The sequence below is a fragment of the Bradyrhizobium sp. Bra78 genome (assembly GCF_024519855.1).
GTDB lineage: Bacteria > Pseudomonadota > Alphaproteobacteria > Rhizobiales > Xanthobacteraceae > Bradyrhizobium > Bradyrhizobium japonicum_G.
In genome coordinates this window covers 25,116-46,837 of the sequence record NZ_JALJRE010000023.1, presented here as the reverse complement: position 1 = coordinate 46,837, position 21,722 = coordinate 25,116, and the positions used below count along the sequence as shown (strand labels likewise).

Below are 21,722 nucleotides of genomic sequence, written 5' to 3'. Positions count from 1 at the left end.
TCTGCGGATTTTCCGATGATGGCATCATGCCCCTGTTTTGCCCGACGTGTCAACGTGCGTCGAGAGGCGCGTAAGCCATTGTCCCGGCAACCTCGGCTACTGTGCATGGGGTTGTTTTCAAGATTTTTGTGCGGCATGCGACCCAGCGCCCTCGCCGGCGCGTCCTGTGGATTCCGAGCGCCGCGGAACCGCTGTCATCAAACTGAAACACACGCGCTCTAACCGCCTGTCAGGGTCGTCTTGCCGGAGGCGTCCATCCTCCAACAGTCCTGACAAGCGCGCATGCCCTTTAAATTCATCCACATCACCGACACGCATCTGGCGAACCCGGGGCTGAAGCTCTATGGCCTCGATCCACGCGCCCGGCTAGACACTGCGATTGCCGACATCAACAAGCACCAGTCCGACGCTGCGTTCGCGGTCGTGACCGGCGACCTCACCCATTGGGGCGAGCCTGACTCCTACGCCAATTTCGCAGACGCGATGGCTGCGCTGAAAATCCCGTACATCGCCATGGTCGGCAATCACGACAAGCGCGTGGCCTGCCTCGATGGCCTGAAGGCCGCGCCGCGCGATCCCGACGGCTTCGTGCAGGGCACCCGCACCACCGAGCACGGCCTGTTCGTGTTCCTCGATACGCTGGACGAGACCAGCCATGCCGGCGAGATGTGCGCCAAGCGCCTCAGCTGGCTCGCAAGCACGCTGGCCGCGGCGCCCGCCGACATGCCGTTCGTCGTATTCATGCATCATCCGCCGTTCCCGGTCGGCGTCCACGCGATGGACGAAATCTCGCTGGCACAGAGCGCGGAGTTCGCCGAGGTGATCGCGCCCTATCGTTCGCGCATCCGCCACCTCTTCTTCGGCCATGTGCACCGGCCGATCTTCGGCAGCTACGGCAAGATACCGTTCTCGACGCTCCGCGGGACCAACCACCAGGTCTGGTTCGAGCTTGACGCTGCGGCGACCGAGCATCTCGCCAGCCATGAGCCGCCGGCCTACGGCGTGGTGCTGATCGACGGGGAGAACCTGGTCGTGCACAGCCACGACTTCCTCGACACCAGTCTGCGTTTCCCCTTCGAGCCACCGGCGGGAATGGACGGCCGCGACTATGCACTCAAGTTCGCGGCGCGGTGAGATGAGCCTGGCTGAACCCGCGGCTCTCCCCGTCGCGGCCTCGGCGCCGGCGCGTCTGCATATCCTGAATCGGTTTTCGCACCGGTTCAAAGCCTCGCTGCCGGCCTATCTGCTGCTGCTTCCGTCGCTGATCTTCCTCGCGCTGTTCACCTATGGCGCGATGGGCCGCGTGTTCGTCGATGCGCTCTACCAGCGCGCCACGCCGAAGGCGCCGCTCCGCTTCGTCGGGCTCGACAACATCAACGCGGTGCTCGCCGACCCCGCCTTCACCGGCGCGGTCGTCAACAACCTGATCTATGCCGTCGGCACGGCGATCCCGAGCATCGCCCTCGCACTATTGTTCGCGCTGGCGCTGTCGCGCACCAACGCCGTGACCAGTGCGCTGCGGGCCGCGCTGTTCCTGCCGGTGCTGATTCCGATGGTCGCGGCGTCCGCGCTGTTCCTGTTCATCTTCCTGCCCAATGTCGGGCTGCTCGATTACTACATCGGCCGCTTCCTTCCGGTGCTGCCGAACTGGCTCGGCGATTCCGACATCGCGCTTTACGCGATCATGGTCATCACGATCTGGAAGAACGCCGGCTACTACATGCTGTTCTTCCTCGCAGGCCTCCAGGCGGTGCCCGAGGACGTCATGGAGGCCGCCCATCTCGACGGCGCCGGCCCGTACCAGCGCCTGCGCCACATCATCCTGCCGGAGCTTAAGCCCACCTTCCTGTTCGTCATCGTGATCGCCACCCTCAATGCGGTGACGCAGGTCGACCACGTCTTCGTCATGACCAAGGGCGGGCCGTCGAACTCGACCAGTCTCGTGCTGTTCTACATCTACGAGCAGGCGGTGGAGCACTACGACATCGGCAAGGCCTCGGCGGCAACGCTGCTGACGCTCGCCGCGCTGATGGGCCTCACCGCGCTTTCGTTCCGGACGATGGCGAACCGCGAGGGCGGGGCATGACGCTGATCGACCGCCTGTTCAAGGACACCCCGCTCGCCACCCGCCGCGAGATCACGCCGAAGCTGGGTTTTGCGCTGACGGTGCTGCTCGCGATCGTCTGGCTGATCCCGTTCCTGTGGATGGGCGTGGCGACGCTGCGCCCGCCCTCCGATGGCATCAACGCCATGGCCGAGCTGATGCCGAGCCTGAAGCCAACGCTCGACAACATCAGGGACGCCTGGGAGATCGGCGATTTCCCGCGATACGCCCTCAATACCACGATCATTTGCACCGGCATCCTGTCGGTGCAATTCGTCACGATCACGCTGGCGGGCTTTGCGTTCGCGCGGCTCGACTTCGCCGGGAAGTCGCTGATCTTCTACCTGTTCCTGATGCAGCTCATGTTGGTGCCGGTGCTGCTGATCGTGCCGAATTTGAGCCTGGTGGCACAGCTCGGACTTTACGACACGCTGATCGGCGTGATGATGCCGTTCTTCGCCTCGGCCTTCGGCACCTTCCTGATGCGCCAGGCCTTCGAGGCTATTCCGACCGAGCTGGAAGATGCGGCCCTGATCGACGGCGCCAGCCTGCTCCAGCGCATCCGCCACATCTACGTGCCGTTGTCGATGCCGAGCTTCTCGGCGTTCGCCATCATCTCGGTCACCAGCCACTGGAACGACTTCCTGTGGCCGCTGATGGTGATCAATTCGCCGGACAAGCGGCCGCTCACGGTCGGCCTGTCGGTCTTCACCGCGACCGCCGAAGGCACGCAGGCCTGGGGCACCATCGCCGCCGGCACGCTGATGGTGATCGCGCCGCTGCTCGTCACTTTCCTGATCTTCCAGAAGCGTTTCATCAGCTCTTTCGTCACCTCAGGCATCAAATAGGAGATTATCCGATGCTGTTTTCCCGCAGGCTCATGCTCGGCCTCGCCATCGCAGGCACTATGGCAGGCGCCCTCTCCTTCCCAGCACTCGCCGGCGAAGGTCCGACCGAGATCGATTTGTTCTTCCCCGTCCCCGTCGACGGCAAGCTCGCCCGCGACATGGGCACCTTGATCAAGGAGTTCAACGAGGGTCATCCCGACATCAAGGCGACCGCCGTCTACACCGGCTCCTATGACGACACGTTGATCAAGACGCGCGCCTCGATCAAGGCCGGCAAGCCGCCGGCTGCCGTGATCATGTCGGCGAACTTCCTGCTCGACATGCAGATCGAGAACGAGCTCACCAATCTCGATCCCCTCATCAAGGCCGACGGCACCACCAAGGACCAGTTCCTCGGCCAGTTCTTTCCCGCGCTCCAGGGCAACGCGGTGATCAATCGCTCCGTCTACGGCGTGCCCTTCCAGAACTCGACGCCGCTGCTCTACATCAATGCCGACCAGGCCAAGGAAGTCGGCCTCGACCCGAACAAGCCGCCGCAAACCTGGGCCGAGCTCACCGACTGGGCCAAGAAGCTCACCAAGCGCGAGGGCGACAAGGTGACCCGCTGGGGCATCGCGATCCCCTGCGCCTACGACTATTGCGGCTGGATGATGGAAACGCTCACCATGTCCAATGGCGGGCGCTACTACAACGAGGAATTCGGCGGCGAGGTCTATTACGACACGCCCTCGATGCTTGGCGCGCTCTCCTGGTGGAACGACCTCGTCTACAAGCACAAGGTCCACCCGCCCGGCGCCACCCCCGGCCCGGCCGTCAGCACCTCCTTCATCTCCGGCAATGCCGCGATGATGATGCTCTCCACGGGCTCGCTGACCTATGTGCGCGACAACGCCAAGTTCAACTACAAGGTCGCGTTCATCCCGCGCAACGTCCGCAACGCCGTGCCGATCGGCGGCGCTTCGCTGATCATTCCGGCAGGGCTCGAGGCCGACAAGCAGAAGGCGGCCTGGACGCTGATCAAGTGGATGACCTCGCCCGAGAAGAGCGCCTGGTGGAGCCGCGCCACCGGCTATTTCGCGCCCAACATGGCTGCCTACAAGACGCCCGACATGGTCGAGTTCCTGAGCAAGAACCCGGACGCCAAGACCGCCGTCGAGCAGCTCGACGTCGCAAAACCCTGGTTCGCGACCTACAAGACCGTCCCGGTGCGCAAGAACCTCGAAGACGAGGTCATGCTGGTTCTCAACGGCAAGAAACAGCCGAAGGAGGCCCTCGTCGCCGCCCAGAAGGCCGCTGAAGAGACGCTGAAGCCGTACAACGCGGAGACGTCGCTGAAGCTGCCGTAAGGCCGCCTCCAACGGCAAACGAACATCGGCGCTCCGTCATGCGGGGCGCCGAATTCGTTTTGAGTAGCCCGGGCGCGTTAACCCCGCGTCCACCATCCGGCCCGGCGCACCGCCGGTAACCACGAGAATTAACAGACCCTCAATTCGCGCCAGACAAGTTTAGCAATGTTTCTGGGGGATTTTTGCCGTGGATCTGTTGGTTTTCGAGTTCCTGGGACTGGCTCTGGTCGCCATGTGCGTGCTCGTGGTGGCGCTGCCCTGCGCCCGCAAATCCTCGCAGCGAGTGCGTTACGAGTAGGAATTTTTGCCGATCCGAGCGATTCCGTCCCAAATGCAAGGCTCGAATTCGCTCCAACCCCCTTGACATCACAGCGCTTTCGGCAGAACGGCTGATGTACGTGTCATGGGCCGTTCATGGATTTGATTACCACCACCGCTGACCTTGCGGCTGCCTGCAGCCGGCTGGCCAAGCACCCCGTCATTACCGTCGATACCGAGTTCCTGCGCGAGACCACCTACTACCCGCTGCTGTGCGTGGTGCAGATGGCCAGCGCCGAGGAAGCCATCGTCATCGACACCCTCGCCGAGGGCATCGACCTCAAACCGTTCTTCGAGCTGATGGGCAACGAGAGCGTGCTGAAGGTGTTTCACGCCGCCCGGCAGGACATCGAGATCATCTGGCACCAGGCGAGCATCATCCCGCATCCGGTGTTCGACACCCAGGTCGCGGCCATGGTGCTCGGCTACGGCGACAGCATCGCCTATGACGCGCTGGTCGAGAAGGTCACCGGCCACCGCCCGGACAAGACCCACCGTTTCACCGACTGGTCGCGCCGGCCGCTGACCAAGGAGCAGATGCATTACGCAGTGTCCGACGTCACGCATTTGCGCGACGTGTTCGCGGCGCTCGATGCCGACCTCAAGAAGCGCCGCCGCAGCGAATGGGTCTCGATCGAGATGGAGGTCCTGACCTCGCCCAAGACCTACGACTTCCACCCCGAGCGCGCCTGGGAACGGCTCAAGACGCGGGTGCGCAAGCCCAAGGACCTCGCGGTCCTGATGGAGGTCGCCGCCTGGCGCGAGCAGGAAGCGCAGAGCCGCGACGTGCCGCGCGGCCGCGTGCTTCGGGACGAGGCCATCAGCGACATCGCGACCCACGCGCCGAACACGCTGGAGAAACTCGCCCATCTGCGCTCGGTGCCGAAGGGTTTTGAGAAATCCAAATGGGGCGCGGACATCGTCGCTGCGGTCGAGCGCGGCTTGGCGCGGGATCACGCCACGCTGCCGAAGCTGGAAAAGCCGCGCAACAACAACAACGGCGCCGCGATCGTCGAGCTCTTGAAGGTCTTGCTGCGCATGACCGCGGAGCGCCATGCGGTCGCCAGCAAGGTGATCGCCACAGTCGACGATCTCGAGGAGATCGCGGCCGATGACGAGGCCGACGTGCCGGCGCTACGCGGCTGGCGCCGTGAGCTGTTCGGTGACGCCGCGCTGAAGCTGAAGCGCGGCGAGCTGGCGCTGGCGATCGAAAAGGGCCGTGTGGTCGGGGTGCAGCGGGCGGAATAGGCCTCGCTAACTATCGACGCGGAATAACTGCCACACCGTCATCCTGAGGTGCGAGGCGTGCGAAGCGTCGCACGGCGAGCCTCGAAGGGTGAACGCCCCCCTCTGCTACAGTCGGGCCGTCACCCTTCGAGGATCGCCGAAGAAGCGAGCACCTCAGGGTGACGGTGATGGAGTTGGACCCGCTTTAAGCCGGCGGCAGCTTCGCCACCTCGCCCTTCATGTCATCCAGCACACCTGCGATCGCGGCGATCAGCTCGTCGACCTGGGCCTTGGTCACGATCAGCGGCGGGCAGATGGCGATGGCATCGAGCATGTTGCGCGAGATCACGCCCCGCTCCTGCAACATGCGGCTCGCCATGCCGCCGACGGCGCCTGGCGTTGCCGCGGCGGTCTTGCGTTGCTTGTCGAGCACCAGCTCGAGCGCCGCGATCATGCCGACGCCGCGGACCTCGCCGACCAGCGGATGGCTGGTGAGCTCGCGCAGTTTGCCCTGCATGTAGCCGCCGAGTTCGGCGGCATGCGCGACCAGGCCGCGCTCCTCGATGATCTTCAAATTCTCGAGCGCAATCGCCGAGCCGACCGGATGGCCGCCCGCGGTGAAGCCATGGCCGAGCACGCCGATCTTGTTGCTCTCGTCCGCGATCGGCTCGAACATGCGGTCGTTCATGATGATCGCCGACAGCGGGAAATAGCTCGAGGTGATCTGCTTGGAGACCACGATCGCATCGGGCTTGATGCCATAGGTCTCGCAGCCGAACATCTTGCCAGTGCGGCCGAAGCCGCAGATCACCTCGTCGGCGACCAGCAGGATGTCGTACTTGTTCAGGACCTTCTGGATCTTGTCCCAATAGGTCGCCGGCGGCACGATGACGCCGCCCGCACCCATCACCGGCTCGCCGAAGAACGCCGCGATCGTATCCGGCCCTTCCTTCTGGATCAGCGCATCGAGCTCCTCGGCCCGGCGCGTTGCAAAAGCTTCCTCGCTCTCGCCCGGCGCGCCGTCCTTGTAGAAATGCGGCGAGCCCGTATGCAGGATGTTCGGCAGCGGCAGGTCGAACGAGCGGTGGTTGTTCGGCAGGCCGGTGAGGCTGGCGGACGCGATGGTGACACCGTGATAGGCGCGCATCCGGCTGATCACCTTCTTGCGCTGCGGCTGGCCGAGCGCGTTGGAGCGGTAGGCGATCAGCTTCAGGACGGTGTCGTTGGCTTCCGAGCCGGAATTGGTGAAGAACACCTTGCTCATCGGCACCGGCGCGAGTGCGACCAGCTTCTCGGCGAGGTCGATCGAGGGCCCGTGCGATTTGGCGGAAAACGTGTGATAGAACGGCAGTGCCTGCATCTGCTTGTGCGCGGCCTCGACGAGACGCTTCTCGTTGAAGCCGAGCCCGACGCTCCACAGGCCCGCCATCGCCTCGAAATAACGCTTGCCCGAGGCGTCGAACACGTAAGGGCCTTCGCCGCGTTCGATCACTAGGGGACCGGCCTGCTGATGCGCGCGCGCGTTCGTGTAGGGATGGAGCTGATAGGCCACATCCCGGGCCTCTTGCGAATTGGGCAGCATGGACATTTGCGGGAATCCTTGAAAGCGTCACGTCGCCGGCCCGGCCAGCGTCATCACTCGATGATCAGACTCCTTGGCTATTGCGACAGCGCAGAACTTGCAACGCCAATTCGTCGGCAGCAAGCGCTCAGCAGCGTTGCACAAAGCCGCGCATCGGGCAGCTGTCACGCCGCGCCGTCATCGTCTCCGTCGCGGTCGGCGGCAGTGGCCTCCCGCACCTCCACCAGAGCCATCGAAAGCAGATACAGCGTCGTGGGCAGACCAAGCCGCTGCGCCGTCTCGGCGGCATGCGACAGCTCGCTCGTCAGCTCTTTGAGCTCGTCTCCCCGTGACAATGCCTCATCCTATCCGCCGATCGCGGCCGCCTACACCGCAACGGCGCCGCTGGTTCTGATCAGTTCGGCGCTGGACTGGATTGTAGCAAAATTCCCGATGACATTCACTACCGCATGCTTGTAGGCGGCCGCATCGGCCGTCCCCGGCTGCCGGCAGGCCACGGCATCGGCGACCATCTGGTAGCGATGGCTGCGATGAAACCCGTCAATGGCAGTGGCCAGGATGGTCTCGTCCAGGGAAAAGCCCGCGAGCACGCAGCGGACATTGCGGATATTGGACATGTAGTCCACAAACCTTGCCGAACTGTAGGCCGACGGCAGCGGGTGCTCGAACGTCATTTCTCCCGGCCGCGGCTTCGCCTCCGCGATCCAATCGGTCAGCCTGGATGCCGGATTGAACCAGGCCGCCTGCGCGATGCGCTTCAGATGCATCACCGGCCAGAGATTGTCGCGCCACAGCGTCAGCAGTTCCACGCAACGCGCCGTGGCGGCATCGCCGTCGAGAATGACGTGGCGACGCCCAGGGGTCAGATATTCGACCTGGAGATCCGCGCAGACCAGGATCGGCGGATCGTCGGAGATGGAAGCCAGCATGGTCTTGCGCGCAGCTGCACGGTTTCAGCGGTCGGCGAGCGCGAGGTCTCGCAGCGGCGAGGTCACCACCCGCCCTGCCGAGGCGTCGAGCACGCCGGGCCGGTCCCAATCGCCCTCGGGACGGATGATCACGTAGGGATCGCTGTCCAGCGTGATGGCGTCCGGTCCCGGTTCGATCTCCAGCAGCATCTCCGTGTAGGAGAAGTCGGAGAATGTGATCTTTCGGTTATGGCCCAGCGGCTTGGCGCCGAAATGAGCCCAGAAATCGACCAGCCGGTCCTGCGCCTGGCCGTAGATCTTGCGAAAGCCCTTGCGCTTCACATAGTCGACGCTCGCCTGCACCAGCTTGAACGAGACGCGCGAGCGCCGATATTGGTGCCGCACCGCGAGCCGCTCCACCTTGGCGAAATCGCCGAAGAACCGCACCCGCAGGCAGCCCGCAGGCTCGTTGCCGACATAGCCGATGAAATGCGCGGCGACCATGTCGTTGCCGTCGAACTCCTCGTCGAACGGGCAATCCTGCTCGGCGAGATAGACCGCTGAGCGGATTGAGGTGACCAGCATGAGATCGCTGAGATCGCGCGCGAGGCGGATGGTGATGGCGCGGGAATCGGGCTTCGCGAGAGGAATTCTAGTACCGTGCATCTGCAAAACTCCCTGCTTGGATGATCGCGCCGGGCATGCGCATCGGCTGTCGATGCCAGGGCCGCTCGTAGCACCAGAGGTCGGGCTGGAAGCTCGGAACAGGCTCGAAACCGGTCGCCCTCATGATGTCACGTCCGGCCACGGTTGACGGCTGCGCATAGCAATCCGCGTTGCGAAATCTTAGCTGTCGCAGATGAGCCGCGGCCTTGCCGAGACCGGCGATACCGCGCCCCGTCGCGGCGATCGCCCAGATGTAGATGGCGGAAACCTCCTCGCCGGCAGAGGCGAGATAGTGCGTCTCGGGTGCGGTGAGGCAGATCTCGTCGAGCAGCAGCGCGTCGTGGCCGCGGTCGTTGAGAAAGAGGAAGGCCATGCCGCCGAGCAGACGGCCGTTCCGGCTGAAAGCCAGGATGCTCTGAGGATCAAAGGTGAAGTATCTTGCAAGCTCCGCCGTCCCGATCTGCACGCCGGGCACCAGCCGGCGCGCCATCTCGGAAAGCTCCGCAATTTCGGAAAATTGTGCGCCGCGGACATCGACATCCGGACTGAGCGGCAACGCGTCGAAATCATGCCTTGCGGCAAACGAGCCCCTTTCCATACCCAGATCGCCCCTCTATCGTTCGCGGCTTTCGTACCCCGCTATGTAGAGCTTAGCGGCTGGGGATTTGGCGTATGCAGCAGTTATTGCACCGGGGTGCTGCTATGATGCAGCACCGTGAAGAAACCCTGGATGCGTCCTGGGACGATTTGAAATTGTTTTTAGCTTGCGCAAAATATAAAAGTTTCCGTAACGCCGCCGAGGAGCTCGGGCTCACCTCCACCACCCTGATGCGCAGGATCGACCGGCTCGAGGAGAGCATCGACTGCAAGCTGTTCCTGCGCGACCAGAGCGGGCTCACACTCAGTGACGAAGGCAGCGCGATGATTGCCGACGTCGCGCACATGGAGCGTCATGCCTTCAACGTCTTCCGGCGCGCCTCGCGATCGTCGAACGATACGTCGGGCACCGTGCGCGTGGCGGTGACCGAAGGTCCCGGCAATTTCTGGATCCTGCCGCGACTGATCGACTTCCAGAAGACCTATCGCAAGATCACTGTCGACCTGCGCTGCGCGATGGAGCAGGCCGACGTCGCACGGCTCGAATCCGATATCGCGATCCAGCTCGAGCCGCCGACCAATCCCGACCTGATCGTTACCAAGCTCGGCCGTCTGCACATCTATCCCTTCGCCTCCAAGGAGTACGAAGACCTCTACGGCGTGCCGACGAGCCTGGCCGAGCTGAAGAATCACCGCATCATCAAGCAGAGCGCGCCGCAGGTCGACGACGGCGCCTACGCCCGCGTGCTCGGGCTGAAATCGCTCGAGGGCATCGTCGGGATCAAGACCAACTCCTCGGTCGGCGTGCTCTATGCAGTGGAGCGCGGCGCCGGTATCGGCTTTCTGCCGACCGTCTCGATCGCGCTCGGCGCCCCGCTTGTCGCCGTCGATCTCGGCGTCAGTCATCACGCCGATCTCTGGCTCACCTACCACAAGGAGTTCCGCGCCTCCGAGCGCCACAAGATCGTGGTCGATTGGCTGAAGAAGATCTTCGATCCCAGGACCCATCCCTGCTTCCGCGACGAGTTCATCCATCCGAACGCGCTGGTGCCGATGATGACGGCCGCGCGCGAGGGTTTTGGATTGACGGGCTACATCGCGGCAACGCCGACCTAGGGGACGAGAGCGGGTCGCCCCTCACCACCGATATTCGAATCCGACCGTGCCCTGGTGCGACGTCAGCTCGTTGCGGAACTTGCCGTCGTAATTGACGTAGAGCCGCGCAGTGTTGGTCAGGCTGAGCGAGGCCGAGGCCCCGGCATCCATGCCGTAGCGGCTCTCGCCGATGCCGGGCACGACGATGCTCTGGGTGCCGAGGCTGACCTGCACCGATCCCAGGTTCTGGTAGAAATTGTCGACGAACTTGCCGTAGGCGGACAGGTCGAGGATCTTCTGGTCGAAGATAAAGTAGCGTCCGATCTCTGCCCCGATCATGACGCGCGCACGCGAGAGCGCGGTTGAGCCGACATTGAGGGGATCGAGGCCACCGGCCTCCTGGAACGCCGCGCCGGTGGCGTGGACATATTCTAGAGCGCCCTTGGGCACGATTCGCATCTGGTCCTTGGTCCAGTAATAGCTGATCTCGGTCAGCGCGCCGTCGACTGCGGCGCGATAGCCCGCGGTTGCGAGGCCAAAGCCGGTGTCCCGGCTCGAACGGACCTTGCCGAAACCGTGCACCACCGCGAAGGCCCAGGTCCACGGGCCCTTGTCGACCGAGCCGCTGAAACCGAGTTGCGTCAGGTCGAGCGTCGCCGACTGGAGCGCCAGCGGCACGTCGATGTCGGTATGGCTCTGATCGATCGAGAAGCCGAGATTGACACCCGGCGCGACCCGCGCACCAAACCCGGCGACGCCGCCGAACGTCTTGCGCTTGTCGCCGACGAAGTCTCCTTCCGCATCCGTCCGGACCGAGATGCCGTAGCCCTCGAACCAGGTGCGGTAGCGCGGGTCTTCCGTGCTCGCCGACGCACCACCGCCGCCGGGATTGGTGCGAAACGCCCGGTTGACGCCGCCAGATGACTGGTTGCCGAGCCGCTCGAGGAAATTCGAGCCGAGATCGAGCGTGGCGGTAGTCGGCACCGGAATGGGAGTCGGCGACGGAATTGGCGTGGGCGTCGGCGTGGGCGTCGGGCTCTGAGCAAAGCCTGACGTGGCCGCCGACATCATCGCGACGAACGCAACGGCCATCGCAATCGCAACCCGCCGGACGCGGTCCAACCCGGTCGCCTGCCGTGTCCCGGAGGACCGCGATTGGCAGCTCATGACGACAAATCCCGAAGCAAAATGGCGGCCCGCAAAAATGCAACACGATCCGCGGCAGGTGCGGCGATTTGTGCCGAACTGCCACGAAGGGTCAACCGGTTGGCGCGCTATGGCCGAGGCTATTGCCTCGATTGTGGTTCCGCTGCCACAGGTCACAAATTGCAGAAGGAGACTGCCGGCCTGGACTTGAAATTCGCGCGCGGCTTGCTAACGGGCGATTTTCATGTTGCAATATCGGACACAATCGGAATTGGCCGCTCGACTGTGCGTTTCGTGACATTGAGACTCAAGACTCGAACAGACTTCCGGAAGCCCGTTTGTGGCGTGGCACGCGAAAAGCGGCCGCGTCGTTTTTGTATCTAGCGGAGGAGACTGAGGATGCCGCAAAAGGGCACCGTCAAATGGTTCAACCCGACCAAGGGCTATGGGTTCATCAAGCCGAACGGCAGTGACAAGGACGTCTTCGTCCACATCTCCGCCGTCGAGCGCGCCGGACTCTCCACCCTCAATGAGAACCAGGTGGTTGAATACGACCTCGTGGAGAACCGCGGCAAGGCATCCGCGGAGAACCTCAAGGTCTCCTGATTTCTCTCAGGCCAGACGCGAGAGATCATGACGTTGCCCCCGGCTCTGCCGGGGGATTTTTATTTTCGGCGACAAAGCCAGGCGTCTGGTGCGGCGCTTCAGCTCGTCACGGCGGGCGCGATCAAAAAATTCTCCGACGGCCCGCTCCCGGTTGTCTTGCAGACGTCGCCTTCGATCCGGACCTTTCCGGTTGCGAGCAGCCGCAGCGCTTCGGGATAGATGCGGTGCTCGACTTCGAGGATCCGCTCCGACAGCGTGGCCCCGGTATCGTTGTCGCTCACAGGCACCGCCCCCTGCATCACGATCGGGCCGGCGTCGGTCTCGGGGATCACGAAATGCACTGTCGCGCCGGACAGTTTGACACCGGCGCGCAAGGCCTGGCCGTGCGGGTCGAGGCCAGGGAACGACGGCAGCAGCGAGGGATGGATGTTGAGCATCCGCCCGTACCAGGCCCTGGTGAACTCAGCCGTAAACAGGCGCATGAAGCCGCCGAGACAGATCAGCTCGATGCCGTGCTGGTCGAGCGCCGCCTGCAGCACCGCCTCGAAGCCTGCACGGTCCTTGCCGAACGGCTTGCTCTCGATCACCAGCGTCTTGACACCGCTCGCCTTTGCCCTTTCGAGCCCGAGTGCGTCGGCCTTGTTCGAGATCACCAGCGAAATCTCGGCCGGGAAATCCGGCGCGGCCGCGCCCTTGATCAGCGCGGCCATGTTGGAGCCGCGACCGGAGATCAGGATGGCGACGCGGCGCTTCATCACAGCGCCAGATCGAGATGGCCGTTATAGACGACGCGGTGCTCGCCCTCGGCCGGAATCACGGTGCCGAGTTGCACGACCGTCTCGCCCGCATCGGTGAAGACCTGCATCACCTCGTCGACCTTGTCGGGCTCGACGATCGCGATCATGCCGATGCCGCAGTTGAATGTGCGCAGCATTTCGAGCTCGGCGATACCGGCCTGGGCGGCCAGCCATTTGAACACCGGCAGCACGGGCAGGCGTGCGAGGTCGATGCCGACGCCGAGGTGCTGCGGCAGCACGCGCGGAATGTTGTCGGTGAACCCGCCGCCGGTGATATGGGCAAGCCCCTTCACCGCGCCGGTCTCGCGGATCGCGCGCAGGCAGGATTTGACGTAGAGCCGCGTCGGCGTCAGCAGCGCGCCGCCGAGCGTCATGACCGGGGCGAACGGCGCCTGCGCCGCGAAGCCGAGGCCGGACTGTTCCACGATCTTGCGCACCAGTGAGAAGCCGTTGGAGTGCACGCCCGACGATGCGAGGCCGATCACGGCATCGCCCGCGGCGATGTCCTTGCGCGGCAGCAGCGTGCCGCGCTCCGCCGCGCCGACGGCAAAGCCGCCGAGGTCGTAGTCGCCGTCCTTGTAGAGGCCGGGCATCTCGGCGGTCTCGCCGCCGATCAGGGCACAGCCGGATTCGCGGCAGCCTTCGGCGACGCCGGCGACGATCGACGCGGTCGCCTCCGGATCGAGTTTGCCGCAGGCAAAATAGTCCAGGAAGAACAGCGGTTCGGCGCCCTGCACCACGAGGTCGTTGACGCTCATGGCGACGAGGTCGATGCCGATGCCGCCATGCAGGCCGGTCTCGATCGCGATCTTGACCTTGGTGCCGACGCCGTCGGTGGCGGCGACCAGGACCGGGTCCTTGAAACCGGCCGCCTTGAGGTCGAACAGGCCGCCAAATCCACCGATTTCGGCATCGGCGCCGGGCCGTGCGGTGGCGCGCACCATCGGCTTGATCAGGTCGACCAGGCGGTTGCCCGCATCGATATCGACGCCTGAATCGGCGTAGGTGAGGCCGTTTTTGCGGTCGGTCATGCCCGATTTCCAGTGGGTTTGCGGCTGGTTACGTCGAATTCAGGGGACGCGCAATGGCTCGCATGGCGCCCAGCGCGATACTATGTAGATATCAACGGGTTCAGCCTTCTAAAGGGCTGGATTCGAGGTCAGGCCGGGTGCCGGGAAGCGCCGCGTGAGTATTCCGAACATCATTACCCTGGGCCGCATCATGCTGGTCCCGATCATCGTATGGGCCATCGTGTCGAGCCAAAGGGAGGTGGCATTCGCCGTCTTCCTGATCGCTGGTATCAGCGATGCGGTCGACGGCTTCCTTGCCAAGCGCTTCAACATGACGAGCGAACTCGGCGCCCTGCTCGACCCGCTCGCCGACAAGGCATTGCTGGTCTCAATCTACCTGTCGCTCGGGATCTGGGGCGACATTCCGCGCTGGATCGTGATCCTGGTGGTCTCGCGCGACATCATGATCGTCACTGCGGTGATCGTCTCCTGGCTGTTCGACAAGCCGGTCGAGATGAGGCCGTCGAAGGTGTCGAAGCTCAACACGGCGGCCCAGGTCGCGTACGCTGCGTTGGTGCTGGCTTCCCTCGCCTTTGGCTTCAAGCCCGGCCCCTATGATATAATCCTGATGGGCCTGGTCACGGTCTTCACGCTCTCCTCGGTGTCGCTGTACCTCGTCGAGTGGCTGCGGCACATGAGCACGATCGAGGCCAAGTAGCACGATCGAAGCCAGATGAGCCGGGATGCGGCCCCGCAAAAGGCCAACTCCGGCTCGATTACGTCGATTCTCTTCAAACGAAGCCGGCGCGCCGGCACGGAGCAAAGCAAGCGTGGCAGGCCGCGTTCATCCCCGACAATTGGCGTTTTCGCTTCCGCATGCGGAGAGCCTGAGCCGGGACAATTTCCTTGAAGGCCCCGCCAACGAAGCCGGTCTTGCCCTTATCGATGCCTGGCCGGAATGGCCGAACCGGATCATGTGGCTGGCCGGTCCGGAAGGAAGCGGCAAGAGCCATCTAGCCGCGATATGGGCCGAGGAGGCCGGCGCCCGCTCGACCGCGGCCAATGGGCTGACCGCCGAAGCCGTTCCGGGGGCGCTCGCCACCGGTGCGCTGGTGGTCCAGGATCTCAAGGAAAAGGAATTCGACGAGCGGGCCATGTTCCACCTCATGAACCTCGCCCGCGAGGACGGCGCCTACGTCCTCTTCACTGGACGCGAGGTGCCGGCGTCGCTCCAGATCGAGCTCCGCGACTTGCGCTCGCGCCTGCGCGCCGTGCCGGTCGTCTCGCTGCTGCCGCCCGATGACCAGCTCTTCCGCGGCCTGATCGTCAAGTTCTGCGCCGACCGCCAGCTCGCGGTGGACGAGAGCGTGGTGAGCTACCTCGCCACCCGCCTGGAGCGGTCTTCGGCCGCCGCCCGGCAGGCCGTGGAACTGCTCGACAGTGAGGCCTTGCGGCTCGGTCGCCCGGTCACCCGGGCCTTGGCCGCCGAACTGCTCCGGGATGTCTGACTTCCGACGCGAAAACCCCCGACGCCAAGTCCTTCCGACACCAAGGCGGCTTGACGCGGCGCGGCAGCGGAACATCAATGTCATCGAAACGTCATCGCACTAACACATGCTCCCGCCGGTTTTGCGCGTAGTCGCAAATTGGGGCGAACTGGATGGACCGACTTCTGATGGACTCCGCGCAAGCTGCTGAAGTTAAAGAAAAAGCCCCAGAAGCCGAGGGCCTGCCGGTGATCGCATCAAGCCCCGAGCGGTTCATCAATCGCGAGCTGTCCTGGCTGCATTTCAACCGCCGGGTCCTGGAGGAATCGGTCAATCCCAACCATCCCGTGCTGGAGCGGGTGCGATTCCTGTCGATTTCAGCGAATAACCTCGATGAGTTCTTCATGGTCCGCGTCGCCGGCATCAAGGCCCAGGTGCGCGAGGGCATTGCCGAGCGCAGCCCCGATGGCCTGACGCCGTCCGAGCAGCTCATTCTCATCAACCAGACCGTGTCGCAGCTTGCCTCTGACCAGCAGGCGATCTGGGCCGACCTGCGCGGCACGCTCGCCGGCGTCGGCATCGCGCTGGTCGACGGCAAGGAGGTCACCAAGGCGGAGCGGACCTGGATCGAGGACTATTTCCTCAGCAACGTGTTCCCACTGCTGACGCCGCTGGCGATCGATCCGGCCCACCCCTTCCCGTTCATCCCGAGCCTCGGTTTCACCATGGCGCTGCAACTGACGCGCGCCGCCGATGGCAAGCAGATGAACGCGCTGATCCGCATGCCCGGCAAGATCGACCGCTTCATCCGCCTGCCGACCGAGGGCAAGGTTGTGCGCCTGATCTCGCTGGAGCAGGCGACCGGTCTCTTCATCAACCGCCTGTTCCCCGGCTACAATCTGCACGGCCAGGGCGCCTTCCGCATCATCCGAGACTCCGAGCTCGAAATCGAGGAAGAGGCCGAGGATCTCGTCCGCCTGTTCGAGACGGCACTCAAGCGACGCCGCCGCGGGTCCGTGATCCGGCTCGAGATCGACGCCAAGATGCCGGAGGAGCTGCGCAACTTCGTACAGCATGCGCTGTCGGCAGCCGACGACGAGGTGTTCCTGGTCGACGGTGTGCTGGCCATGAACGAGCTCTCGCAGCTCACCCGCCTCGACCGGCCCGATCTCGAATTCACCCCTTACGTGCCGCGCCATCCCGAGCGCGTTCGCGAGCATGGCGGCGACATCTTTGCCGCGATCCGGCAGAAGGACCTCGTCGTCCACCATCCTTACGAATCCTTCGACGTCGTGGTGCAGTTCCTCCAGCAGGCGACGCGCGACCCCGACGTCGTCGCCATCAAGCAGACGCTCTACCGCACCTCCAACAACTCGCCGATCGTGCGCGCACTTGCCGAAGCCGCCGAGGCCGGCAAGTCCGTCACCGCGCTGATCGAGCTGAAGGCGCGGTTCGACGAGGAGGCCAACATCCGCTGGGCACGCGACCTCGAACGCGCCGGCGTGCAGGTCGTCTACGGCTTCCTCGAGCTCAAGACGCACGCGAAGCTCTCGATGGTGGTGCGCCGTGAGGGCGGCAGCCTCACGACCTACGTCCATACCGGCACCGGCAATTATCACCCCGTCACCGCGCGCATCTACACCGACCTCTCCTACTTCACCTCGGATCCGACCATCGGCCGCGATGCCGCGCGCGTGTTCAACTTTATCACGGGGTATGCGGCGCCGAGCGATCTCGAAAAGATGGCGGTGTCGCCGCTGACCTTGCGCAAGCGCATCATCGAGCACATCCAGGGCGAGACCGCGCATGCGCGGCACGGTCGGACCGGCGCGGTCTGGATGAAGATGAATGCACTGGTCGACCCCGACATCATCGACGCGCTCTACGAGGCCTCGCAGGCCGGCGTGCAGGTCGAGCTCGTGGTGCGCGGCATCTGCTGCCTGCGGCCCGGCATTCCCGGCCTATCGGAGAACATCCGCGTCAAATCGATCATCGGGCGCTTCCTGGAACACGGCCGAATCTACTGCTTTGGCATGGGCCAGGGCCTGCCGAGCGCGAAAGCGGCTGTGTATATCTCCTCGGCCGACATGATGCCGCGCAACCTCGACCGCCGCGTCGAGGTGCTGTGTCCGCTGCAAAATCCCACGGTGCATCAGCAGGTTCTAGAACAGATCATGGTCGCGAACCTCAAGGACAATGAGCAGAGCTGGCAATTGTTGCCGGACGGGTCGTCAACGCGTATGAAGACCGCGAAGGGCGAGGAGCCTTTCAACGTCCACAACTACTTCATGACAAATCCGAGTCTGTCTGGCCGTGGAAAGTCGCTCAAGGAATCCTCGCCGCGCCGCCTCACGCGCCGTAATGAACGCCATCAATCCTGATCCGGGATCGCTGACGTGAAGCGGCCGCGCAAGCGCGGCTCGAGCGTCGCTGTCATCGATATCGGTTCCAATTCGGTCCGTCTCGTCGTCTACGAGGGACTGACGCGGAGCCTCATTCCGATCTTCAACGAGAAGACGCTGTGCGGCCTCGGGCGCGAGGTGCAGAGCACCGGCCTGCTTGCGCCCGACGCCGTCGACAAGGCGCTGACCTCGCTGAAGCGCTTTCGTGCGCTGTGCCGGGTGATGCAGGTCGGACGGGTGTTTGCGATCGCGACTGCCGCCTGCCGCGATGCCTCCAACGGCGCCGACTTCATCGCGAAAGCCGAGCGCATCTGCGCCGTGAAGATCGAGATCCTGTCGGGGCCGCGCGAGGCGCGGTTGTCGGCGCTCGGCGTGATCTCCGGCATCCATCACCCCGACGGCATCGTCGGCGATCTCGGCGGCGGCTCGCTCGAGCTGATCGACGTGCGCAAGAACAGCGTGCGCAGCGGCGTGACACTGCCGCTCGGCGGGCTCGCGCTCCAAGACCTCGCGCACAAATCGCTCAAGCGTGCCGACCGCATCGTCCGCGAAAAGCTCGACGAGGTGCCGCAGCTCGCGGCGGGCCGCGGCCGCACCTTCTACGCCGTCGGCGGCACCTGGCGCGCACTCGCGCGCATCCACATCATCCAGAGCGGCTATCCGCTCCAGGTGATGCACGGCTACTCCATTTCCGCGGCCGAAGCGCTCGACTTCTCGCGCCGCCTCCGCCGTCTGGTGGCCACCGGCACGCTTGCCGACATCGAGATCGTCGCCGATGCGCGACGCCCTCTCCTCACCTATGCGGCGCTAGTGCTCGAGCACATCATCCGCGTGGCGAAGCCCAAGACCATCGTGTTCTCGACCTTCGGCGTGCGCGAGGGCCTCTTGCACGAGAAGCTGCCGGAGTCCGAGCGCAACAAGGACGGATTGATCTGCGCGGCCGAGGAGCTGAACCAGTTGCTGTCGCGTTCGGCCAGGCACGCCCGTGAGCTGATCGCCTGGACCGATCGCCTCGCGCGCGTGGTGAAGCTGCGCGAAACCGCGGAGGACCGCCGGTTGCGCCACGCGGCCTGCCTGCTCTCCGACATCGGCTGGCGCGTGCATCCTGATCATCGCGGCGAGCAGACGCTCAGCCTCGTTGTCAACGGCAATTTCGGCGCGATCACCCACACCGAGCGCGCCTTCGTCGGCCTGTCCGTGTTTTATCGGTATGCCGGCCTGAGCGAGGAGAACCAGCCGCCGGTCACCATGCAGGAGCTGCTGACGCCGACCCAGCTCGAACGCGCCCGCCTGCTCGGCGCGGCCTTCCGCGTCGCGCATCTGATCTCGGCGGCGCGTCCGGGCGTCCTGCCCGCCACGCATTTCCGCAGCCAGGGCCGCAAGCTGATGCTGGTGTTCGAGCACCGCCTCGGCGATCTCGTCGCCGACCGCGTCGGCAGCCGTTTCCGCGCTCTCGCGCGGCTGATCAACCGCGCCGGCTCGATCGTCAGACGCTAGAAGTTATTCGGCAGAAACCTTGGCGTGGCGCTCGGAGGATCCCAGCGCGGCCGCACTGAGGCTGCGCCTCCGCCAGATGGTGCCGACGACCAGCACGACGACGACGCCGAGTGCAGCGCAGAGATATTCGCCGCCTCCGCCGCCATGGCCGAATTGCGCCGGGATGCGCAAGGCGCCGAGCATGTTGTCCAGCGAGGCGCCGAACGGGCCGTCGAACAGCGTGTGCAGCCTCGGGGCAATGCCGGGATCGGTCGCAATCACCTCGCCCGCGATCCAGCCGAGCAGCGCCGCGCCGGCCCACACCAGAACCGGCAGCTTTGCCAGCAACGCCATGATCAGCGCCGCACCGGCGACGATCAGCGGTACGCTGATGGCAAGACCGAGCACCAGCAGGGGCACGCTGCCATTGGCGGCGGCGGCCACCGCAATGACGTTGTCGAGGCTCATGACGATGTCGGCGACGACGACGATCTGGACGGCCTGCCACAGATGCGAGGCCGACTCGACGCCGTCCTCGTCCTCGTTTTCCGGGACGAGCAGCTTCGCGGCAATCACGATCAACGCGAGACCGCCGACCAGCTTCAGGTACGGCAGCTCCATTAGGCTCGCAACGATGCCGGTGAAGATGATCCGCAGCAGCACCGCCGCGCCGGCGCCCAGGATCATGCCCCAGAGACGATGCCGCGGCTTGAGGCCACGGCAGGCGAGCGCGATTACCAGAGCATTGTCGCCGGACAGAAGGATGTTGATCCAGATGATCTTGCCGACCGCGACCCAGAAGGTCGGTTCGGCCATCTCGTTGCGGAACTGGGTGAAGAAGGCCCCGATCGTAGCGGGATCGAAGATCTGCCAGAGCCAGTTCACAATACGTCCTTTCGTCCGGTCGGCTTAACTCATCGGCTGGATCAGCCGACGATCTCGTTGCCCGAGAAGAACTGTGCGATCTCGATCGCGGCGGTCTCCGGCGCATCCGAACCGTGCGCGGAGTTCTCGCCGATCGACTTTGCGTAGAGCTTGCGGATGGTGCCGTCGGCCGCCTTCGACGGATCGGTCGCGCCCATGGCGTCGCGGTACTTGGCGATGGCGCCCTCGGCTTCCAGCACCTGGACGACGACGGGGCCCGAGGTCATGAACTCGACGAGTTCGCCGAAGAACGGACGCGCCTTGTGGACGGCATAGAAGGTCTCGGCCTGCTCCTTGGTCATGCGGATGCGCTTCTGCGCGACGATGCGCAGGCCCGCCTTCTCGATCACGGCGTTAACCGCACCGGTCAGGTTACGCGCGGTGGCGTCGGGCTTGATGATCGAGAACGTGCGTTCGATGGCCATGATCTTGTCCTTGAGGAGAAAGCGGAGGGTTCGGAGTTGCGGGGCTTATATCGGCGCTGCCGCCGGACGGCAAGCGACCGCCGGAGCGGCCCTCACAGGCGCTTCGCCGCAGGCGCCAGCCCCTGATTCCAATATGGATTACAACAATTTCACCCCGATGAACCCAATCTGAAACCTCCGTCAGGGTTCGGTTCAGCTTCGCAGGCGTAAGGTCGGCCCCATCGAAACCGAAGCCTGATCATCAGGCGGACCGTTTCGGCGGCCTTTCCATCGACGCGATAGCCCCGCGCCGGCAGTCTTGAGGAGATCACCATGTTGAGGAAACTTTCGCTTGCCGCCGTCGCTGCGGTCGCGCTGGGTGCCGCGCTGGCGCCGACCTCCGCCTCCGCGCACTGGCACGGCGGCGGCTGGCATGGCGGCGGCTGGGGCCACGGCTACGGCGGCCCGCGCTTTTATGCCCGCGGCCCCGTCGTCTCCTACGGCTACGGCGGCTGCTATACGCGCCGGCTGGTCCCGACCCCCTGGGGACCCCGCTGGCGGATGATCAACCGCTGCTACTGAGCCCGACAGCACCTTTCCAAGGGTACCCGCCCCCCAAGGTACCTTCCAAGCGAAGCCCCGTCGTTCCCCTGCGCCGGGGCTTAGTATTTGAGCAGATGCGAGGACTTCCCACAATTTTTACTAGAAGGCCCGGCAATCTCCGCGAGTGGCGAAACCATTCGGGGGTCAAGGACTTGGTACCGTGACGCTCATTCGAG

At 64.5% G+C, this 21,722-nt stretch carries 22 protein-coding genes; 12 read left to right on the top strand and 10 right to left on the bottom strand.

Annotation, left to right across the window (positions count from 1 at the left end; all coding sequences use genetic code 11):
* Nucleotides 1-282: 282 nt before the first annotated feature.
* The 5 genes from OC450_RS33220 (at nt 283) to rnd (ending at nt 5,864) form a co-directional block, all read left to right on the top strand.
* Nucleotides 283-1,134, top strand: a complete 852-nt coding sequence (locus OC450_RS33220) for a phosphodiesterase (RefSeq protein ID WP_211385473.1) — start codon at nt 283-285, stop codon at nt 1,132-1,134.
* 1 nt (nt 1,135) lies between these two features.
* A complete protein-coding gene (locus OC450_RS33215) occupies nt 1,136-2,086 on the top strand; it encodes a carbohydrate ABC transporter permease (protein WP_211385472.1) in 951 nt (316 codons plus the stop codon).
* Nucleotides 2,083-2,952, top strand: a complete 870-nt coding sequence (locus OC450_RS33210) for a carbohydrate ABC transporter permease (RefSeq protein ID WP_211385471.1) — start codon at nt 2,083-2,085, stop codon at nt 2,950-2,952. The genes OC450_RS33215 and OC450_RS33210 overlap by 4 nt, the downstream gene beginning before the upstream one ends.
* Nucleotides 2,953-2,963: 11 nt before the next feature.
* Nucleotides 2,964-4,298, top strand: a complete 1,335-nt coding sequence (locus OC450_RS33205) for an ABC transporter substrate-binding protein (RefSeq protein ID WP_211385470.1) — start codon at nt 2,964-2,966, stop codon at nt 4,296-4,298.
* Between the two features lie 414 nt (nt 4,299-4,712).
* Entirely contained in the window at nt 4,713-5,864 is a 1,152-nt protein-coding gene (gene rnd / locus OC450_RS33200; protein WP_211385469.1) for a ribonuclease D, read from the top strand.
* 184 nt (nt 5,865-6,048) lie between these two features.
* Here rnd and OC450_RS33195 read toward each other — a convergent pair whose 3' ends face one another.
* From OC450_RS33195 to OC450_RS33175, 5 genes are all read right to left on the bottom strand, one after another.
* Nucleotides 6,049-7,431 carry an aspartate aminotransferase family protein gene (locus OC450_RS33195; RefSeq protein WP_211385468.1) on the bottom strand — a complete coding sequence of 461 codons (1,383 nt, stop codon included), beginning with the start codon at nt 7,429-7,431 and terminating at the stop codon, nt 6,049-6,051.
* Between the two features lie 158 nt (nt 7,432-7,589).
* Nucleotides 7,590-7,760 (bottom strand): hypothetical protein, encoded by a 171-nt coding sequence (locus OC450_RS33190; RefSeq protein WP_211385467.1) that lies wholly within the window; start codon nt 7,758-7,760, stop codon nt 7,590-7,592.
* Nucleotides 7,761-7,790: 30 nt separating this feature from the next.
* A complete protein-coding gene (locus OC450_RS33185) occupies nt 7,791-8,354 on the bottom strand; it encodes an isochorismatase family protein (RefSeq protein ID WP_211385466.1) in 564 nt (187 codons plus the stop codon).
* A 24-nt stretch (nt 8,355-8,378) separates the two neighbouring features.
* The gene (locus OC450_RS33180) at nt 8,379-8,999 is read right to left on the bottom strand and encodes a GNAT family N-acetyltransferase (protein WP_211385465.1); all 621 of its coding nucleotides are present in this window, start codon (nt 8,997-8,999) and stop codon (nt 8,379-8,381) included.
* On the bottom strand, nt 8,986-9,597 hold the full coding sequence (locus tag OC450_RS33175; protein ID WP_211385464.1) for a hypothetical protein: 612 nt from the start codon (nt 9,595-9,597) through the stop codon (nt 8,986-8,988). The genes OC450_RS33180 and OC450_RS33175 overlap by 14 nt, the downstream gene beginning before the upstream one ends.
* 74 nt (nt 9,598-9,671) lie before the next feature.
* On the opposite strand from OC450_RS33175, the gene OC450_RS33170 reads away from it, so the two are divergent.
* Nucleotides 9,672-10,712: a LysR family transcriptional regulator gene (locus OC450_RS33170; RefSeq protein WP_211385463.1), complete on the top strand. Its 1,041-nt coding sequence runs from the start codon at nt 9,672-9,674 to the stop codon at nt 10,710-10,712.
* Nucleotides 10,713-10,733: 21 nt separating this feature from the next.
* Here the strand turns inward: OC450_RS33170 and OC450_RS33165 are convergent, their stop codons facing one another.
* On the bottom strand, nt 10,734-11,858 hold the full coding sequence (locus OC450_RS33165) for an autotransporter outer membrane beta-barrel domain-containing protein (protein WP_262049413.1): 1,125 nt from the start codon (nt 11,856-11,858) through the stop codon (nt 10,734-10,736).
* 378 nt (nt 11,859-12,236) lie between these two features.
* Between OC450_RS33165 and OC450_RS33160 the strand changes: the two genes are divergently transcribed.
* On the top strand, nt 12,237-12,443 hold the full coding sequence (locus tag OC450_RS33160; RefSeq protein ID WP_007591938.1) for a cold-shock protein: 207 nt from the start codon (nt 12,237-12,239) through the stop codon (nt 12,441-12,443).
* A 98-nt stretch (nt 12,444-12,541) separates the two neighbouring features.
* Here the strand turns inward: OC450_RS33160 and purN are convergent, their stop codons facing one another.
* Entirely contained in the window at nt 12,542-13,198 is a 657-nt protein-coding gene (gene purN / locus OC450_RS33155; RefSeq protein WP_211385461.1) for a phosphoribosylglycinamide formyltransferase, read from the bottom strand.
* Nucleotides 13,198-14,271, bottom strand: a complete 1,074-nt coding sequence (gene purM, locus OC450_RS33150) for a phosphoribosylformylglycinamidine cyclo-ligase (RefSeq protein ID WP_211385460.1) — start codon at nt 14,269-14,271, stop codon at nt 13,198-13,200. The genes purN and purM overlap by 1 nt, the downstream gene beginning before the upstream one ends.
* 154 nt (nt 14,272-14,425) lie before the next feature.
* Between purM and OC450_RS33145 the strand changes: the two genes are divergently transcribed.
* From OC450_RS33145 to ppx, 4 genes are all read left to right on the top strand, one after another.
* A complete protein-coding gene (locus OC450_RS33145) occupies nt 14,426-14,968 on the top strand; it encodes a CDP-alcohol phosphatidyltransferase family protein (RefSeq protein ID WP_211385459.1) in 543 nt (180 codons plus the stop codon).
* A 112-nt stretch (nt 14,969-15,080) separates the two neighbouring features.
* On the top strand, nt 15,081-15,758 hold the full coding sequence (locus tag OC450_RS33140; RefSeq protein ID WP_211385458.1) for a DnaA ATPase domain-containing protein: 678 nt from the start codon (nt 15,081-15,083) through the stop codon (nt 15,756-15,758).
* A gap of 167 nt (nt 15,759-15,925) precedes the next feature.
* Entirely contained in the window at nt 15,926-18,118 is a 2,193-nt protein-coding gene (locus OC450_RS33135) for an RNA degradosome polyphosphate kinase (RefSeq protein ID WP_211385802.1), read from the top strand.
* Between the two features lie 15 nt (nt 18,119-18,133).
* On the top strand, nt 18,134-19,636 hold the full coding sequence (gene ppx / locus OC450_RS33130; protein WP_262049412.1) for an exopolyphosphatase: 1,503 nt from the start codon (nt 18,134-18,136) through the stop codon (nt 19,634-19,636).
* 3 nt (nt 19,637-19,639) lie between these two features.
* Here the strand turns inward: ppx and OC450_RS33125 are convergent, their stop codons facing one another.
* On the bottom strand, nt 19,640-20,500 hold the full coding sequence (locus OC450_RS33125; RefSeq protein WP_211385456.1) for a TerC family protein: 861 nt from the start codon (nt 20,498-20,500) through the stop codon (nt 19,640-19,642).
* Between the two features lie 41 nt (nt 20,501-20,541).
* A complete protein-coding gene (gene ndk / locus OC450_RS33120) occupies nt 20,542-20,964 on the bottom strand; it encodes a nucleoside-diphosphate kinase (RefSeq protein ID WP_027535388.1) in 423 nt (140 codons plus the stop codon).
* A gap of 312 nt (nt 20,965-21,276) precedes the next feature.
* On the opposite strand from ndk, the gene OC450_RS33115 reads away from it, so the two are divergent.
* A complete protein-coding gene (locus OC450_RS33115) occupies nt 21,277-21,525 on the top strand; it encodes a sulfur globule protein precursor (protein WP_211385455.1) in 249 nt (82 codons plus the stop codon).
* Nucleotides 21,526-21,722 lie beyond the last annotated feature (197 nt).

Excerpts from the sequence above, each read along its gene's own strand:
- OC450_RS33220 (WP_211385473.1), top strand. The coding sequence starts at position 283 with ATGCCCTTTAAATTCATCCACATCACCGACACGCATCTGGCGAACCCG.
- OC450_RS33215 (WP_211385472.1), top strand. The coding sequence starts at position 1,136 with ATGAGCCTGGCTGAACCCGCGGCTCTCCCCGTCGCGGCCTCGGCGCCG.
- OC450_RS33210 (WP_211385471.1), top strand. The coding sequence starts at position 2,083 with ATGACGCTGATCGACCGCCTGTTCAAGGACACCCCGCTCGCCACCCGC.
- OC450_RS33205 (WP_211385470.1), top strand. The coding sequence starts at position 2,964 with ATGCTGTTTTCCCGCAGGCTCATGCTCGGCCTCGCCATCGCAGGCACT.
- rnd (WP_211385469.1), top strand. The coding sequence starts at position 4,713 with ATGGATTTGATTACCACCACCGCTGACCTTGCGGCTGCCTGCAGCCGG.
- OC450_RS33195 (WP_211385468.1), bottom strand. The coding sequence starts at position 7,431 with ATGTCCATGCTGCCCAATTCGCAAGAGGCCCGGGATGTGGCCTATCAG.
- OC450_RS33185 (WP_211385466.1), bottom strand. The coding sequence starts at position 8,354 with ATGCTGGCTTCCATCTCCGACGATCCGCCGATCCTGGTCTGCGCGGAT.
- OC450_RS33180 (WP_211385465.1), bottom strand. The coding sequence starts at position 8,999 with ATGCACGGTACTAGAATTCCTCTCGCGAAGCCCGATTCCCGCGCCATC.
- OC450_RS33175 (WP_211385464.1), bottom strand. The coding sequence starts at position 9,597 with ATGGAAAGGGGCTCGTTTGCCGCAAGGCATGATTTCGACGCGTTGCCG.
- OC450_RS33170 (WP_211385463.1), top strand. The coding sequence starts at position 9,672 with ATGCAGCAGTTATTGCACCGGGGTGCTGCTATGATGCAGCACCGTGAA.
- OC450_RS33165 (WP_262049413.1), bottom strand. The coding sequence starts at position 11,858 with ATGAGCTGCCAATCGCGGTCCTCCGGGACACGGCAGGCGACCGGGTTG.
- OC450_RS33160 (WP_007591938.1), top strand. The coding sequence starts at position 12,237 with ATGCCGCAAAAGGGCACCGTCAAATGGTTCAACCCGACCAAGGGCTAT.
- purN (WP_211385461.1), bottom strand. The coding sequence starts at position 13,198 with ATGAAGCGCCGCGTCGCCATCCTGATCTCCGGTCGCGGCTCCAACATG.
- purM (WP_211385460.1), bottom strand. The coding sequence starts at position 14,271 with ATGACCGACCGCAAAAACGGCCTCACCTACGCCGATTCAGGCGTCGAT.
- OC450_RS33135 (WP_211385802.1), top strand. The coding sequence starts at position 15,926 with ATGGACTCCGCGCAAGCTGCTGAAGTTAAAGAAAAAGCCCCAGAAGCC.
- ndk (WP_027535388.1), bottom strand. The coding sequence starts at position 20,964 with ATGGCCATCGAACGCACGTTCTCGATCATCAAGCCCGACGCCACCGCG.
- OC450_RS33115 (WP_211385455.1), top strand. The coding sequence starts at position 21,277 with ATGTTGAGGAAACTTTCGCTTGCCGCCGTCGCTGCGGTCGCGCTGGGT.